This window comes from Dyadobacter soli (assembly GCF_900101885.1).
Lineage (GTDB): Bacteria > Bacteroidota > Bacteroidia > Cytophagales > Spirosomataceae > Dyadobacter > Dyadobacter soli.
Window position 1 is genome coordinate 138670 of record NZ_FNAN01000013.1, and the last position, 19305, is coordinate 157974.

12 protein-coding genes are annotated in these 19305 nt (G+C 53.6%); 2 read left to right on the forward strand and 10 right to left on the reverse strand.

The features are described from left to right. Window positions 1-20: 20 nt before the first annotated feature. The 6 genes from BLQ88_RS22085 to BLQ88_RS22110 form a co-directional block, all read right to left on the reverse strand. Window positions 21-2033, reverse strand: a complete 2013-nt coding sequence (locus BLQ88_RS22085) for a beta-L-arabinofuranosidase domain-containing protein (RefSeq protein WP_090154512.1) — start codon at window positions 2031-2033, stop codon at window positions 21-23. 156 nt (window positions 2034-2189) lie between these two features. Next, window positions 2190-3278, reverse strand: coding sequence for a glycoside hydrolase family protein (locus BLQ88_RS22090; RefSeq protein WP_090154514.1), 1089 nt, complete (start codon window positions 3276-3278; stop codon window positions 2190-2192). Between the two features lie 3 nt (window positions 3279-3281). Further along, window positions 3282-4895, reverse strand: coding sequence for a RagB/SusD family nutrient uptake outer membrane protein (locus BLQ88_RS22095; RefSeq protein ID WP_090154515.1), 1614 nt, complete (start codon window positions 4893-4895; stop codon window positions 3282-3284). A 39-nt stretch (window positions 4896-4934) separates the two neighbouring features. Further along, complete coding sequence (locus BLQ88_RS22100) at window positions 4935-8306, reverse strand: SusC/RagA family TonB-linked outer membrane protein (protein WP_090154517.1); 3372 nt, start codon at window positions 8304-8306, stop codon at window positions 4935-4937. Between the two features lie 20 nt (window positions 8307-8326). Further along, complete coding sequence (locus tag BLQ88_RS22105) at window positions 8327-9346, reverse strand: FecR family protein (RefSeq protein WP_090154519.1); 1020 nt, start codon at window positions 9344-9346, stop codon at window positions 8327-8329. A gap of 46 nt (window positions 9347-9392) precedes the next feature. After that, window positions 9393-10070 (reverse strand): RNA polymerase sigma-70 factor, encoded by a 678-nt coding sequence (locus BLQ88_RS22110; RefSeq protein ID WP_090154521.1) that lies wholly within the window; start codon window positions 10068-10070, stop codon window positions 9393-9395. 274 nt (window positions 10071-10344) lie between these two features. On the opposite strand from BLQ88_RS22110, the gene BLQ88_RS22115 reads away from it, so the two are divergent. Together BLQ88_RS22115 and ppsA are read left to right on the forward strand one after the other, a co-directional pair. Then, on the forward strand, window positions 10345-10800 hold the full coding sequence (locus BLQ88_RS22115; protein ID WP_090154523.1) for a MarR family winged helix-turn-helix transcriptional regulator: 456 nt from the start codon (window positions 10345-10347) through the stop codon (window positions 10798-10800). 7 nt (window positions 10801-10807) lie between these two features. Beyond that, the gene (gene ppsA / locus BLQ88_RS22120) at window positions 10808-13408 is read left to right on the forward strand and encodes a phosphoenolpyruvate synthase (protein ID WP_090154526.1); all 2601 of its coding nucleotides are present in this window, start codon (window positions 10808-10810) and stop codon (window positions 13406-13408) included. Between the two features lie 35 nt (window positions 13409-13443). On the opposite strand, the gene BLQ88_RS22125 is transcribed toward ppsA, so the two are convergent. Genes BLQ88_RS22125 through BLQ88_RS22140 form a run of 4 tightly spaced genes read right to left on the reverse strand, consistent with a single transcriptional unit; the run spans window position 13444 to window position 19304 of the window. Further along, complete coding sequence (locus tag BLQ88_RS22125) at window positions 13444-15306, reverse strand: M61 family metallopeptidase (protein ID WP_090154527.1); 1863 nt, start codon at window positions 15304-15306, stop codon at window positions 13444-13446. Window positions 15307-15322: 16 nt separating this feature from the next. Beyond that, complete coding sequence (locus tag BLQ88_RS22130; protein ID WP_176885062.1) at window positions 15323-16066, reverse strand: porin family protein; 744 nt, start codon at window positions 16064-16066, stop codon at window positions 15323-15325. Window positions 16067-16084: 18 nt separating this feature from the next. Further along, a complete protein-coding gene (locus BLQ88_RS22135; protein ID WP_090154531.1) occupies window positions 16085-17179 on the reverse strand; it encodes a PCMD domain-containing protein in 1095 nt (364 codons plus the stop codon). 25 nt (window positions 17180-17204) lie between these two features. Next, window positions 17205-19304, reverse strand: coding sequence for a sensor histidine kinase (locus tag BLQ88_RS22140; RefSeq protein ID WP_090154533.1), 2100 nt, complete (start codon window positions 19302-19304; stop codon window positions 17205-17207). Between the last annotated feature and the right edge of the window lies 1 nt (window position 19305).

Genomic DNA, 19305 nt, shown 5'->3' on the forward strand with positions numbered 1-19305 from the left:
TTCATTTTAAACTAAAAATCCTACTTCTTCTTGTGTACCAATGGAAACTGCGAAATGCGCAGGTTGGTACAGCCGTACGGTATCAGCACAATGTCTTCTTCCTTGTCTTCGGTTTCCAATTGATAAGTCATACTGTAAGGAATCGGGCCGGCCATTTCATTGTACAATCCCCATGACGGAATGCGCCGGGCTTTGGTTTTGATCTGCAATGGGGCATTCTCAGGGTTCCAGGGGTAGTTGGAAACCGGTTTCGACACTTCCCATTTGTATTGCTCTTCGAGTTTGGCGTCCGGCGTGAGGATCAGGCCGTAATTCCAGGGTGTAGTCGGGCGTACTTCGGTGTAGGAGGTGCCGTAGTCGATCGGGTCTTTGTCGTTTTTTACCAATTTCGAAGTTTCACCTACTTTCAAAGCATAGGTAAGCGGCCCGCGCTCGACGGAAATGGAGTTTTCGACCCAGGTGTTTTTGAAAATGTGCATCGGTAGAGTCAGTTCCACGACGTCACCTTTTTCCCACTCGCGGGTCAGTTTCACGACCTGGTTACCGTCCGGTTCGAGCCAGGTTTTGCCATTTACCTTAATTACACCCTTTTTACACCAGGCCGGAATGCGCAAATGGAACGGGAATACCGCTTTGGCAGAGGGGTTCAGGGTAAATTTAATGGTTTCTTCAAAAGGGTAGGACGTCTCTTCTTTCACCGCTACATTGATACCGCCTGCTAATTTAATAGTCGCTTCACTGGCGGAGTAGGCCAATGCGGCAATGCCCTTATCGGCCGTCGCGTACCAGAGGTTTTGAACAAATTTTGGCCAGCCCTGGTGCATATTGGAAGTACAGCACGGGTAACCGGTGAGCAGGCCCATGCACACGTCGGTACCGCCGTGGTTCACGTCGAAATTGCGGTGGTGGCGGGTCATCATCACCTGGTTGGCCTGCTGGAAATACTGGCGGGTCATGAAATCGTCGGAATGCTGGGTCGGCAACGCGTTGAATGCTACTTTTTCCAACATATCGGCATAGCCCACGTCGCCGGTGATTTCGAGGATGCTTTCCAATGAAAACATCATTTCCACGGCCGAGCAGAGTTCGGAGCCCTGGGTAGGGTCGTTGCCGTGCAATGCTTCGTCGCCGCCGTAGAGGCCGTGCGCCATGCCGTTGAACTTGCGGATGTCGGCAAACCCTTTTTTGGTAGCGTCGAGGTATTTCTGTTCAGGATGGTGCTGGTAATAGGTCAGGGGCGCCTTAATGCCCTGTGCGAGGTTTACGCAGTGAATGCTGCCGCGGGTCGAGAGCAGGTCCGTGTTCAGGAATGCGTTGGTGTAATCGAAAGTTTGCAGGTGAATGAGGTTGCCGAGGTCGAGCAGGAACTTGTCGCCGGTGATATTGTAGAGCCAATATACCACCGCCAGGTTATCGGCCCCACGGTACCTGGCCCAGAATGTCCAGTTATCGAGCGGTTTCGAGGGCAATTCTTTCAATTGGTATTTGAAATAATTGGTCATTAAAGTGAGCACGCGCTGGTCGCCGGTGGCGGAGTAGTATTGCTTTAATATTTTGAGCATCACCATTTTGGGCCACCAGTCGCGGCTGTTGTCGCGCTGCACGCCGGGCTCGTGTCCGTAGTCTTTCGACGGGCCGAAATAGCCGTCGGGCTGCTGGCTGGCGATGGCCCATTCCACCCAGGGTTTGGTTTTGGCGATGAGCTCCTTGTCGTCGAGGATGTAGGCGAGGGGGAGCAGGCCATCGATCCAGTAGGGGCCGCGTTCCCATTGGTCGCCGTCGCCGCCGAGCCAGCCGTTGCGCTTGCCCATTACCAGCGGGTACAGTTCGTCCAGCTTGCCGGTGGAGCCGTTTTTCTGGCGGACGAGCATTTCTTTAAGCCAGCCCTGCGGCTTGATGGCGCCTAACGGGAGCTCGCTGTACGGGTTGCTTCTAAGCGGCGCTTTGGCGGGGGTGTAGGTTACGTCCTTGGCAGGTTGGGCATTGGCATGCAGGGTAATGAGCAGGGCCGTTGAGAACAGGAGTTTTTTCATTGGTCGGTTTTAGTTGGGTGTTGTCGGGTGTTGTTGGGTGTTGTTGGGTGTTGTCAGGTATGGTCAGGTGTTGTCAGGTGTTGTCGGGTGTATTGATCAAAAAATCGGCGGCCGACGATCGGCGGTCGGTGGTCGGCGGTCCATGGTCAGGCTTTGTCAGTTAGTGTTTTTGTGTTTCAAATCTTGTGAAGTTGCCAAGGCTATGACGCGCCCGTTTTCGCCTACTGCATTGTAAAAGTGGTAAACTACGCCATTCCATTTAATTACCCATGGTTTGTGGGCGTAGGTTTTGTCGTAGTTTTCAGAAGGGGAGATCAGATCGGCTCCATTCCAGTCGGTCCAGTTAACGAGGTCGTAGGAGCAGGCGAAGCGTTCGAATGCACCGGGTTTCCAGAATGCCCCGAAGTAGAACATCACGTACAGGTCGCCGATTTTAGCGATTTGTGCGTCGCCGCAGATGCCGGTGTTGCGGGTGATGAGCGGTTTGTCGCCGGTGCGGTTCCAATGCACCATATCGTCGGAAACGGCCATGGCGATGCTTTCAAATCCATTGCCCTTGTCGTCGCCTTTTTCACCTTTGCCATTGTAATACATCACAAACGGATGGCCGGTTTTGCGGGCTTTGTCGCGGATGACGAGGCTTTTGTAAATGGTTTTGTCGTCGTACCAGCGGGCGTCTTTGTCGATGGCCGATAATACCGGTTTTGGTTGGCGGGTTACCTCTTTCGGCCGGGTGAGATCGGGGCTGGTAGCGATGCCGATGCCGAGCCGGCCGGCTTCGTAGCCCTTTTCGGAGCCGCCGAGGTAGGAGAGCCAGTATTTACCCGAGAACTTTTCGGGCTCGTAGCTGCCGCCCCATTCGGTATCGACGAGTGCTACGTAACCGGCCTTTTGGGTGGCGTCCCAGGTGTTTTCGGTGAAGGACATGATCTTGCCCAAATGCGTCCATTGCAGCAGGTTATCGCTTTTAGAAAGCCAGGTTTCGTAACCTTTTCCATCGAAAATAATGTAAGTCATGTACCAAACGCCGCCTTTCCGGAACACAGTCGGGCTGTCGACCATCCGTCCGCTGTCGGGCTGGGGGATCACGACGCCGTATTTGTAAGGGGTTTTTACTTCTTCAAAAATCTGCTGCATTGTCTCCTGCGAAACACCGGCTTTTCCCACGGCTTGTGCATCAGCCGATTGGGAAAAGCCAAGGTTCGCAGCGATTATCCATACACATCCGATCAGCACTTGCTTCATATTCTATTGATAATCCGGGTTTTGTGTGAGTTTGGGATTGGAATTGATGGCGATCTGCGGGATCGGGAACACGGCCCTGAATGCGCCGTTGGGCTTGTGCGACAGCCAGCTTTTGGTCGTATACACGCCGAAACGGATCATATCGCGGCGCCGGAAGCCTTCCCAGGCAAATTCCCAGCCCAGCTCGTCGAGCATCCTGCCGTACTGTACCGCTGCCGCGTCGCCGGGCTCCACCACCTTGTAATTTTCGACATAACCATATTGATAACCACTGCCTTTCTGCAAATCCGCACCGGTAACCGCCGCTTTGGCCGGTTTGGCCGCGAATGCCCGCGTGCGTACCTGCGAGACTACCGTGGCGGCATCATTTGCCTTGCCTGTGCGAAGGAGGCATTCGGCCTTCATCATCAGCACCTGCGCGTAGCGGAACACCGGGAAATCGTTGCCCAAACTGCCCTGCGCCTGCGTTTTTACCTCGAACTTATTCATACGGTAACCCTCCGCTTCGCCGGTGTAGAGGCCGTCGGGCAGCTCGTTGGTGAGCACCACATTCTTGCCGGCCTGGTCGTAGGAGCCTTTGAGCGGCGTGGTGCCGTCGGCGGCGAACTGCGGGCCGATCATCCAGGTCGATTTCAGGCGCTGGTCGTCCGCGTCGTAGGTATTGACAAACTGCGGCACACCCTTCGCCGAGCCCGCGCCCCAGGGCGTTGCCAGCATATTGACCTTGTTTTTCAGCGACGCATGCCACGAAAACATGTGCGCGCTGAACCCGCCTGCCAGGTTTTCTTCAAAAGGAATTGCAAACACGATCTCCGGCGAATTTTGATTTTCGGTAACAAAAGGCGCGGAGAGGCCCGTTTCTAACTGGTATTTGCCCGAAGCGATCACGTCGTTGCATTGCGCCAGGCATTCTTCCCACTTGGTTTCACCGGCATAAATACCGGCGTTAAGGTAGACGTTCGCGAGGAGCGTTTTGGCGGCCCATTTGTTGAAACGGGCGTAGAGCAGCGTGTTTTTTTCTTCGCTCAGGTTCGGGATGGATTCGGTCAACTCCTTGACGATGAACTGGTAAATCTCCTTCCTGCCGGTTTTTGCAGGCAGCTCGTCGGAACGGTCGGTGATGAGCGGCGCGTCACCGAAATTATCGCAAACGAGCCAGTAAAAGAATGCCCGCACGGCCCGCATTTCGGAGATCAATGCCTCTTTGGTAACACCGGCGGGAATGGTGATTTTGTCGTTTTGCAACTGTTCTATCAACCGGTTGGCATTGACTATCCCCGTGTAAAAGGTATTCCACATGCTGTTGATCTGCGGGTTTTCGGAATTCCACGTGTGCAGGTGCATGCGCTTGTAAATACCACCATCGTCCCAGCCCGATGCATTGGCGGGCATTACGATGCCGTCCGCAGTGGATTCCTGCGCCATGTACCAGTGTGTGTGCGAAATGAGGTTTCGCATGTTGGCGTAAGCGATGCTCATGGCCTGGTACGCATTGGAATAATTATAGGTATCCTCGGTTACTTCGGAATATATTTTTTCGGTCAGGTCGTTATTGCAGCCGCTCGCAGCGATCATGAGCAGGAGCGTTGTTCCGATATAGGGTTTCAATGGCTTCATTGCAGATAGTCTTTTTTGAATTTTTAAACTGAATACAAACTAGAATGTGATCATCAAACCCGCCGTAAAGCTTGTGGTGGCAGGATAGCGGTTCTTGTCGTCGGTACCAGGGAACAGGCCGGTGATGCCCACTTCGGGATCGATGCCCTTGTAGCCGGTAATGGTGTAGAGGTTGGCTACCGACAGGTACACGCGCGCATGTTTGAGGTATTTGTTTTTGACACGGAGGTTATACCCGGCGGTGATGTTGTCGATCTTCCAGTAGTTGCCGTTTTCGATGTAGTAGCTTACGTAGTTCAGCGACTGGTCGTCGGCGAGCGGGCGTTTGCCGTAAATCGGGTCGTAGGCATTCGAGCGGAGATTGCCGCGCGTGAGCATTACCGGCGCACTCCAGAACATTTCCGTCATATTCAGGATCTGGAAGCCGAATGCGCCGCGCATGGTGATATTCAGGTCGAAGTTTTTGTAGGTCAATGTGTTATTCCAGTTCAAATAGCGCTTGGGCAAGCCGTTGCCGATGATCTGCTTGTCGTCTGCCTGCTGCTGGGCGATGGGTTTCGGCTCACCGTTTTTACCTTCGATGATCCAGTGCCCTGACTCGTCGATATCAATGGTTTTGAATCCCCAGAAATTACCGAGCGGCTGGCCTACCTGTACCCGGTGCGTGGTTTGCTGAATGGGCTCGCCGGTGTTTCCGGTATCGAAATAGCCGCTCGCTAACGCAAACTTGTCGTCCGATAATGTCAGGATCTTGTTCGCATTGGTCGAGAAATTGACCGACGTACTCCAACGGAATGCGGCGGTTTGTAATGGAATCGCATTCACCTGGATTTCTATCCCTTTGTTCTCCATGGAAGCCGCATTGGCCGTGATTTTGTCGTACAGATAAGGCGGGGTAGGCACGGGGAACTCGGCGATCAGGTCGCGGGTGGTGCGGCGGTAAAGGTCGATGGAACCCGAGAGGCGTTCATTCAAAAACCCGTAATCGATCCCCACGTTCACTTCTTCTTTGCGTTCCCAGCGGAGGTCGGGGTTAGGATTGTTGGCGGGGTTGATAGCCTGCACCCATTGCCCGTTGATCAGCACATTGGTATTGAAATTGATTTTGTTCAGAGAAAGATAGGATTTGCCGGGCTCCGTACCGGTTACGCCGTAGCCTGCACGGAGTTTCAGATTTGAAATGGTATTGGAACTTTCCAGGAATGCCTCCCTTTTCAGGTTCCAGCCCACCGAGAATGCCGGGAAGCTTCCCCATTTATGGTTAGCCCCGAAGCGCGAGGAACCTTCGTGACGGATACTGGCAGTGAGCAGGTATTTGTTCATAAAACTGTAATTCACACGGAAAAAGTAGCTGATCAGCTTGTTCTCCGTCTGCTCTGACAATTCCGGTGCCTGTCCGCGACGCAACGCTAGGCCCGCGTTGATGTTGTTGTAGGAAAAATTGTCGGTCGGGAAATCCCAGTTCTGCATCCAGTAATTCTCCCAGTTGTATTTCCGCCAGGTGTGGCCGGCCAGGACCACGAAGTTATGGTCGTGAAAACTCTTGTTATAATTCGCCGTGAATTCGAAAAGGTCGTCCTGCGAGCGTGTAGCGCCGCGTGATGCGAACCCGTTACGGCCATTGCGGGCGGTAGTGTAATGGTTTTTGGTTTCATAATAACCCCGCGTGCTGTTAAGCATGTCCCGCGCAAACAATGCCTTGATTTCCAGTCCTTCCACCGGCGCCAGGGAAATAGTGCCGTACGTGCGGAGGTTGTTGTTGCGGTTCAGCCCGTGCGATTCCTCGATGAGCGCGACGGGATTCATGTAATCCGTCTTGTCCGTGCGCTCGGTCCATTTGCCGTTTTCGTCCTTCAAAGGTTCGGTGGGGTTGAATGTGAGTGCATTCCGGTACACGAGGCCGGAGTAGAAACCGCCGTCAATCGAGAAGTGCTTCTGTTGGTAACCGCTCAGGTTTGCATTGATCTTCAACAGGCCATTGAACATCGAATGGTTTACCTCGATGCGCGGGAAAACGGTGGCGTTGTCGGATTTTTTCATAATCCCGTTCAGCCGGCGGTACTCCATGCTGACGATGTAGTTGGTGGTGCGCGAGCCGCCTCGCAGGCTGATATTATGCACTTGCGAGAGCGGTTTCTGGGTCACGGCGCCGAGCCAGTCGGTGCTATGGCCGTAATCGATGGCGCCGGGTTTGCCCTGGGCGGCCAGCGCGCGGTACTGGTCCACATTCATGAAGTCCAGCTTGCGTGTGAGCCGCTGAGTGGTGAAATAGGAGTTCACTTCCAATGTGGCTGGTGTTTCACCCTTTACTTTCCTGGTTGTAATCAAAATAACCCCATTCGTACCGCGCGTGCCATAAATAGCTGCCGCCGAGCCGTCTTTGAGCACATCGATCGACTCGATATCCTCCGGCGCGACGGTATTGAGCGTGCCGGGCACACCGTCGATCAGCACGAGCGGTTCGGAGCTGGCATTGATGGTGGCATTACCTCTCAATGAAATCTGCGCCGTGGCAGTCGGGTCGCCGCTGGGGGTGATCACGCTCAACCCGGCTACTTTCCCGCGAATGAGCTGGGCCGCGTCCTGCACCGGGCCTTTGACAAAATCTTCCGACTTGACGCTGGCAATGGCGCTTGTGATCTGCTCGCGTTTTTGCGTTCCGTAACCTACCACCACCACTTCTTCGAGGCTTTTCAGGTCGGGCGCGAGGGTAATGTCGATGGCCGTGCGGTTGCCAACAGCCGCTTCCTGATTTTGATAACCTACATAAGAAAAAACGAGTATGACTTCCGCTTTGGGATCGTCATCGACCGCAATGCTGTATTTACCGTCCACATCCGTGGTGCTGCCGCGCGTGGTGCCTTTGATGAGCACGCTCACGCCCGGCAACAACTCTCCGCCATCGCCTTTCACGACGCCGGAGATGTTTCTGTCGACCGCCTTGCCGGCCAGCATTACCGTTGAACCGCTGGGTTGTGCCGACATCGTGAATGTTTGCTGTGCGGCCGGAGTTTCTTCTGGCGTGATCGGTTCTATCTGCTGGGCGCCCGGCTTTGCTTCTTCGTCGGCAGTCAGGATGAGGTAGGCCTGTTTGCTGACCTTTTTGTAACGCAGCCCCGACGGCAGGATGTTGCTGAGCTTGCTTTCGATCGTTTGCCCCGACTGTACCTGCGCAGGCGTCACGGAAATGCCTTCCAGCAGTTTTTCTTCAAAAAGTATATCGACCTTGTACTGCTTTTTAACCTGCATTAATGCGTCCCGGAGTGTTATCCGGCTACCGGGGATGATCGTGGGTGCCGTATTGCTTTTCGGCCGGTTTTGGGCCATGAGCTGGGCTTTCAGCGGCGAGCCACCCAACAGGCCTCCCACCATTAAGGTTGCCAGAACTTTAACGTGTAATAGTTTCGTCATGATTATGAATTGTTAAGGAATTACAAACGATTCGAGTCGAGCACGAAGGTTTCGGCCCCGTGCCCGCCCGGGGGCGTGTGCGTGACGCGTGCATTGAGGACGTCGGAAAGTACTTTCAGTACATTGGCCGGGTCGCTGGCATTGAATGTGCCGCCTATCGTCCGGCGGGCCAGCGTGGAATCCGCCACGACCACATTCACCCCGAAATGCTCGCTGATCTGGTAGGCGATTTCCGAAACCGGCGTGTTCTCGAACATAAACAGGCGTTGCTTCCAGGCCTGGTGCGCGGAGAGGCTTACGCTGTGTTTGAGAGTGAGCCTTCCCTGCATCGACATCGTGGCCACGTCGCCGGGTTTCATCAGCATCGGTCTCGCATTGACCTCGTTGAGCGAGCGTAGCTGCACGCTTCCCTGGCTCAGCACTACCTTGGAACCGCGTTCGCGGCTGTACACGATGAATTCGGTACCCAATACCTTCACTTCTAGCTTGTCGGGCGTGCGCACGATGAACTTGCTATGGTCGACCGTATGTTTCACCGCAAATTCGGCTTCGCCTTTCAGCCTCACCTCCCGGGCACCGTTTCCGAATCCGAAACGCGGGATGCTGAGCACGGAATTGGCATTCAATGTGACCCGGCTGCTGTCGGGCAGTACCACTGTTCTGATTTCGCCGTAGCCGGTTTCATATTGTTTGTACAACCAGAAATCGGAAAGCAGGTAGGCTCCCACCAGCAATGCTACGGATGCCGCTGCGGCCCATTTGAATGCGAAAAGCCGCCCGCGCAAAGTGCCCGCATTCGCACGCGGGGACATTGGAATACCACCGCCATCCTGAACGGTATACAGTGAACGTTGGTAGCCCTGTTCTACATCCGGCGTGAACTGCGGATTTTCAAGTTCCCATTCATCCAGCCATTGAAAATACAGTTCGCGATGGGCGGGATTTTCCAGCCATTCCTGTATCAGAATGTTCTGCATCTGCGTGGTTTTCCCCTCGAAGAAGTTCTGGATGACCTGTTTGGAGAGAAGTGATTTCTTCATGCTTCGTAAAATTCAGTATGAACATATATCCGATAGCGTTATGCTGTCAGACGAATAGGAGTAAAATCTGGATCAGTGAAAGCAGCCCGTGGTCCTGCAATGCCTTCCGCAGGATGGATAATCCCTTGGTAATGTGCCCTTCGACAGTCTTAACCGAAATGCCGAGCTCTTCCGCGATGGCGACATTCCGCTTGCCCTCGAACCGGCTCATTAAAAACACCTTCTGGTTTTGGGGCGAAAGCGAGCGGATGACCTGTTCGATTTTCAATACCAGCTCCTGGAATTGCAGTTCCTGCTGGGGCGAACTGGCCGGAGTGGCTACCGGCAGGTCGCCCAGTTCTTCGGTGACGGCCTCTTTGCCAAAATTCCTGCGCATATGGTGAAATGCCGCGTGCCGCACCGTCGTGAACAAGTAGGCCCGGTAGGAGCTAGTAACCGCCGTATGCAACTGCTTCGACCAGAACTGGCTGAATACCTCCACCACAATGTCCTCGGCAACATCCCGGGCATACACAAACCGTACCGCATGGCTGCAAAGCTGCTTGTAATACCGTTTGAAAAGCAGCTCGTACCCACGTGCAGGATCGGCCGCGAATGCCTGTTTGATAAATAATTCCGAATCGACCATGTCTGCCGGGAGCTTTCTGACTTCCGGGAAACCGGACGTCTGTGCAGCCGGTTCGCCCGTGCCAGTCTCGTTTTTGACGGAATACTTCTGGTTCATACAGAGAATGTGAGTAGGTTATTGATAAGAGTATTTTGCGCCCGCACTACCCTCGGTCGTTTTGTGAAATTTTTATTTTTTTTGGGATTATTTGCGAGAGGGGGTGTTTGACGGCCGACGGCCGACCGCTGACGGCTGACCGCTGACTGCCGACGGCCGATCGCTGATGGCCGGGTGTGCTTTTGGTTAATCAGCATATTAATTCACCAAATGTTTGACATCTAATCCAAATAAAATATCTTTGTTGCTAAGATATTTAGAAATCAAGATAAATATGAGCGAGGAATTAATCGAACGGGTGCGAAAACTCAGCCAGCAGTATGCATTCGATTCCATTCAAATGCATGAGGCAATCGGCAGGCAAGCAGGGCTGTCGGGTACCGACCATAAATACCTGGGTTTTATCATGCAGAAGGGGCAGATGACGGCAGGGGAGCTTTCGGCACTTACGGGGCTTACGACCGGCGCTGTGACGGGACTGATCGACCGGTTTGAACAAAAAGACCTGGTCAGAAGGCGGTTTGGGGCGGGAGACAGGCGGAAGGTGATCGTAGAGCCTAACTCCGAAAAGATTATGGCGGTATTCGAGCCGCTCTACAAGGATTTTCGGAGCAGTACGGCGGCGGTGATCGCGTCATTTTCGGATGAAGAATTGAAAGTTATTGAAAGCTACTTCTTGAGGGCGATTGAAGTGATGAATGAAACGACAAGCAAATTCAATACTAAATAGTTGAGACATGGCGACTTACATTCTTGGATTTCCAGATATTGATAAAACGAAAATTGAAATAACAGGGGGGAAGGGGGCCAATCTGGGCGAACTTGCCGGCATCACGGATATTCGGGTACCCGATGGTTTCTGTATTAGCACCGATGCATTCCGGCAGGTAATAGCGGTGGCGCAGATGGGTAATTTGTTGGAACGACTTTCACGATTGACCGCAGCGGACAGGACTCAAATCGCCGCACTCGGCCGCGAGATCCGCAATGCGATCGAAGCGGCTGTAATCCCGGATGCTATTCGTGAGGAGGTAGTCGGCTGGGTTGCGCAAGTCGGGGTGCAGCATGCGTATGCGGTGCGGTCGAGTGCGACGGCGGAGGATTTGCCGAATGCTTCATTTGCAGGGCAGCAGGATACCTACCTGAACATCATCGGCAGCGACGCGATTTTGCGGCACATCAGCAAGTGCTGGGCGTCATTGTTTACCGACCGGGCGATCACGTACCGCATTCAAAACGGCTTCGATCACCGTAAAGTGAGCCTGGCGGTGGTGGTGCAACGGATGGTTTTTCCGCAGGCGTCGGGCATTTTGTTCACGGCTGATCCCGTGACTTCCCACCGAAAAGTGACGTCCATTGACGCCAGCTTCGGGTTGGGTGAAGCATTGGTGGCGGGTCTGGTGAATGCGGACATTTACAAAGTGCGGGATGGCGAAATCATTGAAAAGAAGGTTTCTGCCAAGAAAATAGCCATTTACGCATTGCTGGACGGCGGCACGGAAGAAGTGGAAGTTGAACCGGAGCAACAAAATATTCAAACCCTTACCGATGGTCAGATCCTGCGGCTGGAAGAGCTAGGCAGGAAAATCGAGGCGCATTTCGGTCATCCGCAGGATATTGAATGGTGTGTGGCCGAAGATGAATTTTACATTGTACAAAGTCGGCCGATCACTACATTATTCCCCATTCCGGTGGTTGGTGACAGTGAAAATCACTTGTATGTCTCGGTAGGCCACCAGCAGATGATGACGGACGCTTTGAAGCCGCTGGGGCTGTCGACATGGCAGCTTACGGGTCCGCGGCGGATGCATGTTGCGGGCGGGCGTATGTTTGTGGATGTGGCGCAGGACCTGGTTTCGCCTGCGGGCAGGCGGGTGGTGATGGAGGTGCTCGGCAAGTCCGACCCGCTCGTGAAGACCGCGGTGACGGCCATTCTGGAACGCAGGGATTTCATCACAATTAATGCAGAAGAAACGGACGCGCCCAAGCCCTCTCAGGGGCCTTCACCGCATGATTTCTTCACCCTCAATGCCTATGATCCTTCCATTGTACACGAGCTGATCGCGCGCAGTGAAGCTTCGGTAGCAGCATTGAGCGAAAATATCCGTACAAAATCGGGAACGGACCTGATCGACTTCATCCTTGACGATTTCGAGCAAAGGAAAAGCCAGGCCGATCCGCAGAGTTTCGGGGTGCTCGTGACGTCGATGAATGCAGCATTCTGGATTAATGAAAAAATGAGTGAATGGCTGGGCGAAAAGAATATGGCCGATGCGCTTTCGCAATCGGTACCGAACAATGTCACGTCGGAAATGGGGCTCGCGCTGCTGGATGTGGCGGATGCTATCCGGCCTTACCCGGAGGTGATCCGCTATTTGCAGGAGGCAGGAGGCAATGATTTTCCGGATGGACTGGGCGCACTGGAAGGCGGAGCGGAGGCTTTGGCGGCTATTCATGCATTTCTCGACAAATATGGAATGCGCTGCGCGGGAGAAATCGATATTACACGGACCCGTTGGAGTGAAAGACCGGCCATTCTTATTCCATTGATTTTAAGCAATATCAAAAACCAGGAGCCCGGTGCCGGCAAGCGGAAGTTTGAACAAGGGCAACAGGAAGCTGCACGGAAGGAGGCGGAATTGCTGAACCGGCTCAGGCAATTGCCCGACGGCGAACAAAAAGCGGAGGAAACGAAGCGCATGATCGGCTTGCTGCGAAGCCTGGCGGGTTACCGCGAATATCCCAAGTACGCCATCGTAAGCCGGTATTTTGTGTACAAAAAAGCATTGATGGAAGAAGCTGCGCGGCTCGTGAAGGCGCATGTGATTCACGAAAAGGAGGATATTTTCTACCTCGGATACGAGGAAATCCGGGAGCTGATACGTACGCAAAAGGCAGATTACGAGCTCATTAATCAGCGAAAAGAAGCATTTGGATACTTTGAAAAACTGAATCCGCCAAGGGTAATGACCTCCGATGGCGAAGTGGTTACGGGCAAGCACAGCCACGAAAACCTGCCAGAAGGGGCTATCGGCGGTTTGGGTGTTTCCGCGGGTGTGATCGAGGGACGGGCGCGCGTAGTACTGAATATGGAAGACGCCGACCTTGAACCGGGCGATATTCTGGTAACCGCATTCACCGATCCGAGCTGGACGCCCCTGTTTGTCGCGATCAAAGGACTGGTAACGGAAGTGGGCGGTTTAATGACCCACGGCGCGGTGATTGCCCGGGAATACGGCCTGCCGGCAGTGGTGGGAGTAGAGAATGCCACGCGGCTCATTCAGGATGGGCAAAAAATACGTGTGCACGGGACGGAAGGATATATCGAGCTCCTCTGACGTCCCGTGCACATAGTTTAATGGCCGGTTAATGCCTAGTTTTTCAGCCAGGCCTCGTTCAGCGCCTTTTTGGAATCGTCGGCGAAACGGAAGCCGTCGCCGTCTTTGTAATTCAGTTTGACGGTGCCTTTCAGCTCCATATCCTGGCCATTACGGTTAACTTTCACAGTAATAGGGCTGCCCTCATCAAGGTCGTAGCCGAGGTACACGAGCGCCATGATGTTTTTCGGATCGACGGCTATGCCGTTGAATTCCACGAAAATGTCGTTGTCCTGAATGCCCAGGCTTTTGTAAAATGCGTTCTGGTCGTCGGCCATGTGCGCGAGTACGTGTGTACGCGAGGTGTCGGGTTTGATGTAAATGACGTCGTTACGAAGGAAAACGATCGGTTCGGGGAAAGGTATGGTCTGTTTTTTAAGGCCTACTTTGCCTACAAAGTCCTCATAACGGATCGGTTCGCCCATGACCACGTGTTTATCGAGGAAGGCACCCGCTTCGGGACCGGCTATCTGCGTGATGACCGGGATCAGCTCGGCGTCGTCGAAAGGCTTTTGCGGGCCGTATTTCTGCGACAGCTCGCCCATGAGCCAGAGCAGGCCGCGCTGGCCCTGCGTTTTCTCGCGGATCACGATATCGAGGCACATCGCAATGAGTGCACCTTTTTCGTACACATTCGGGTATTGCGGTTTCAGCTTGGGGTCGAGGATGTTACGGCTCATTTCGGTGAACGACAGGCTGTCGGAATACGACTGCGATTGTTCCACTTTTTTAGCCATCAGATCATAGAAGGCATCCGCGCCGATGAGCCCCTGGTTTACCTGGAAAAGGTTGGAGAAATACTCGGTAACGCCTTCGTAAAACCATAAATGCTGGCTCATTTTGGGTGCATTGAAATCGAAATAATGGATTTCCTTCGAATGCACTTTCAACGGGGCAATGGTATGGAAAAACTCGTGACTGATGACGTGGATCAGGTCCTTGCTTTTCATGGGCTCCCTGAAAACCGCCGTCGTGGAGGCATTGTGCTCCAAGGCGCCAATGCCCTTGGCATCGTTATTCGCGCCGGACGATATGTAGGTCAGCACGGCGTATTTGGGTGTGTCATTAATTTTGCCCAAAAATTTCTTCTGCGCGCGCATCATCTTTTCCAGGTCGGGTTTCAATGCGGAAGCATGCGTTTTCCCGCTTTGCGAGTAAATGCCGAGCAATACCTCCATTCCATCGACTTTGAAAGAAAATGTATCCGGTGCGGCGTACATGACCGGGTTGTCGATCACGTCGGGGTAACGCGGGATCTGGAACACGTCTTTACGAGCGTCGTTGTCGGTATCGGTGAGCGCCGTTGTGCCGTAGAGCGTTTCAGGGTGTGAGACAGTAATGCGGTAAGGCGTTTCGGTTTGTCCCGAAAAATAACCTACAAAACCGGCCATATTGAGCAGGAAATGCTTACCGGCCTCGATATTGGTCCCCGCGGGAGAGAAAATGGTTTTGCTGTTTTCGGAAAAAGGGTCGCTTTCCACCTCGGTATCGAATGTGTCGCCTACCAGGTACGAAATGCGCGCCAGCTTCTTCGCCTGCGAAATGGTGACGGTATTCGAGTCGGTGCGGGTTACTTGCAATGCCTTGCCCTTTTTATCGAATGCCTGAACATCCTGCACATACCGGCCGTAATCTGCAATGGCGTAGGTGCCCGGGATGATTTTCGGGAAATTGTAGGTTGCAATATCGTCAGTTTGCGCGGGCGGCGTTACGGTCACGCGCACACGGTCGGCATCCACATTGACGAGGTCTATTCCTACTTCAACTTCCTTGGAGCCCGAAGCCGGGCCTGGTTTGCTGCCTGCGCAGGAATACAACAGGGCGGTGAGCAACAAGCCGGACAAAATTTGTGATTTCATAATGATTTAATAGCGTTCAGTGAAACCGGTAGCCGATTCCGAGGTTAAGGTAAATATTGTGCATGCCAAAATCGATACTCCGGAAGCCGGGCTCCATGAGCGGCGTCAATGCATAGTTCAGGTTTGCCGATACAAAAAGGCCGGAGTTGATGCGATAGTCGGCGCCGATTTCCACGCCTGCATTGATCCGCCGCACATTCTCCGAAAAGTCGTACGAAGCCGCATCGATGTCTTCGCGCTCGCCTGTGGGCGTCTGGTTGCGTATGTACCCGTCGCGCGCGTCGCCTGCGAAGCGGTTGTCGAGCAGCAGGGACACAAACCCGCCCGCCTTGAACGTAAAATCGCTTTTGGGATGATAGGTCAAATGCAGGGGAAGCGTGAGGTAGCTGTTTTTGATTTCCGTTTTGACGCGCCCGGTGAAATAGCCGGTCACCGATTGATGCCCGTCGCTGCCTGCTTCATTAAATGTGGTATAGTAAGCCTTCACGCGCGCGTCCGTGGTCATGCCTTTTTGTTCAAAACGAATGGCGGTAGCTAGTCCGAAATTGGGTGAAAAGCGGTAATCCAATCCTGCTTCGATACCCGGCTGAAATCCGGGGTTATACGACTCGATCTTTCGTATCGACGCCGGTATCCCCACAGGCGTCGCCGCCCCGATCGACAGGCCCGCCCGGACAGTAAATGAAACCTTTTTCCCGTTCTGCGCCGCGGTATCGAGCGCAAATGCCAGTAAAAGGATCAAAAGGTGGAGACGTTTCATCGGGATCATCGGGAAAAGCTATTGGGTAACAATCTTCACGTCGTCGATATACAACTTGCTCCCGACGGCCCCTTCAAAAATGGCACCATTCCTGCTGGAAGCGAATACGACTACGATTTTATAGGCAAATGCGGCAAGGTCATCCGCATTCACCTCCGATTTGTAGGTAAACGGGAGATTGAACGTCCCGTAACCGGTTCCCGGAGTGGCCGCGCCGGATGCCAGCTGCGCAATTCCAACCACACTGGGGTCGGTAAGCACGTTGGCGCCGTTGAGGAAGGGTTTTTCAGGGGAAGCTCTAAACATCACGGCGTAAATGTCGCACAGGTCCTGCCGGGCAGGCGTTACCGGCTTGCCGGTTTTGTCGGTTACCGGCCCGCCCGAAATGTATTTGTACGAGCCGGTCAGCCGTAGTGGTTTTTTGTTGAATGGAATGCCAAAAATCGTCGCTTCCAGCGGAGCCGTCAATGCTTTGGCGCCGTCGAAACTGCCCAGGAACAGGTTACCCGGTGCAATGGGCATGCCTACCAGTGCGCCGAGCGCGCCGGTCGATTTGGTTTCGAGATAGGCGGCATATTGCCCCTGAACAGCATCGGTAGTACGCTGGGTAGGGTAGGCTTCCGGCCGTTTCTCGGGGGCGATCAGCGAAAAGCCGCTATTGCCGGACGCCCAGATGTTCTGGTGCTCGGCTTCCACGAGTTCATACGGAATGTAGTAATTGCCATCGGGATTGACCGTCCAGTTTTCGAACATAAAATTGTCCGGCGCCACATTTTGCAGCAGGCTCACCCGGTAGTCTTTTTTCCAATGACCGTCCTCGGAAGTAACAGTGTAGGTCACGGGTTTGGAGAAATCCTGCGGCGTGCCCGAAGCGGGCTGAATACCCGCGCCTTCAGTAATGGTAAACTCGGGCGCGACGGCTTTGATATTCAGTTTCGAAAAATTGACGAACGCCGTCACGGTGGTATTGGTGAGCGACGGCGGCGAAATGAGGACGGAATCGGGCAATGTCATCGTCAGGATATCGGCCTCCATGTTTTCCGCTTCCGGTTTAATACACCCGGAAATGGTCAGCAATGCACCCAGAAAGGCCAATAATCCTGCATTTTTCATACGCAATACTAAGCAATTTTTTCACTCACATAAATTTTATCACCGTTCGCGTAACCCCATCCGCCGGATTTTCGAACCGCACCGCCAGCCCCGATTTGGTGGAAAGTTCGTCTACCAGCCTCAGCCCGAGGCCCGAAAGACTGCTTTGCTTGTCGGCATGGGCGAGGGTACTTTCATATTGCGCCTGTGTAAATGCAGGTCCGGAGTTTTCAATATACAGCTCGCGCTGCGCTTCCTGCCAGTCCAGGCGCACCATACTTTGCTCGTCGGCTGCTTTTACGGCATTTTGGAGCAGGTTGCGAAGAATCGTTTGCAAATAGTAAGGATCGGTTTCCACCAATACTTCCTGCGGAATGCGCTGTTCGATGGTCAGTTGCCTGGCTTCAATATTCAAATGCAGCAGCCCCAGGCATTGGTCGGTTACCTGCGCGAGGCGCACAATTTCGATGCTTGGCTGGAATTGGTTCATCTGCGTTTTGGACCAGAGCAGGAGGTCTTCCATTGTTTCGAGCAGGGAGCCGGTGGCGGTTTGTATCTTTTCGCTGAGCTGCTGTTTTTGTGCGTGATTAAGCAGATCCGGATTCAGCTGTTGGAGTTTCAGGAATTGATAAACCTGGTTGATCGGCGAACGCAGGTCGTGGCTGATGATCCCGAAAAGCTTGGCTTTCGTGCGGTTGGCTTCTTCCAGCTCGGCGATCAGTTGGTTGAGCTGGCGGTTCTTCTCGTCGAGCAATGCGGCCGTGCGGCGTTTATTCCGGTAAATAATACCTAGCAGTACCAGGGAAAGGCTCACGAATGCGAGGCCGGAGATCAGCCAGATGCGCTGCTTCTGCGCCTCGTCGATTTGCAGGTTCTTGATCTGTATCTCCCGCTGCTTCTCCTTGTTTTGGTACAATGCTTCCGCGTCGGCAATGCTCTTCCGGGACGATTCCAGGTAGAGCGAATCCCGCATGGGCGCATATTTGTCGTAGTACGCGTAAGCTTTTTTCCAATCACCGGCAGCGGCGTAGCACCGGGCAATGGATTGCAGCAGCGCTACATACATTTGCTGTCCGAAATCCCGGATCATATCCTCCGATTCCACGAGTATCGGCAATGCTTCCTGATACCGGCCTTGCGCGTAATATACGCTCCCCTGCATGTAGCGCACCTGTGAGAGCAGGTAGTCGGGCGCCCATTTTTCGGCCAGTTGGGAAGCGCGGCGAATGTAAATCGCGGCACTGTCGGGCTGGTTGATATTGAGGTAATAATCCGTAAAACCCAGATCGGCGGCGATTTTGTTGCTTCTGCGGCGCGGCTGGATATTGCCCGGTTCGAGCATGGCCGAAAGGCTGTCGTAATAAGTGCGCGCCATAGCCGGCTGTTTCAGCAGCAGGTAAGCGTCGGTCATGTCTTTGTAATAATGGTTGCGATAGTCGGTATTGCTAACCATGTATCCCCGGGCCTCCTTGCTGTACCGGACGCCGTTCTCGCCCTGCTGCAATTCAATGTACAGCTCGCCGAGGTTCATCAGGTCGGACACCACATATTCCCGGTCCTTCACCTTGCCTTCCGTGATCAGTTTTTTCTTGAATTCAATGGATTCAAGCAGGTAGCGGACCTGTTTTTCATATTCGCCCCGGGTACTGTAATAGTTTTGTACGGACGAGTAAAGCTCGATCTTGTCCATCGGATTCCGCAGCGTATCGATCATCGCCAGGGCTTCTTTCAGCGAAGCGTCGGCCTTGCCTTTGTAGCCGGCCACATTGTTGTACAAAAACAGCAGCCTGTTGAGCGTCAACACGGTTTGCCGCGTATCGCGGGCCTTTTTGGCATATTCCAGCGATTTTTCATGCATTCGGAAGCAGCTATCCGACTTCGAGGTGGTTTCCAGTGCATACCCGAGCCGGTAATGGAAATAGGCAAGCCGTTTCAGGTCGGCAGGAGGGGTGATCCGAATGCCGTATTGCGCCGCTGCGTGCAATGCCGCATGTTGCTCATGAAGCGTCAGCGAATCGCAGATCGTTACCAGCCTTTTTAGCTTGGTTTGGGGAGTTTTGTAGGCGGAAAGGTCGGGAATGCTTTGGGCAAATGCCGCGCCTCCACACGCTACCAGCGCGAACAGGAATCGTAAGTGCTTTCCCATC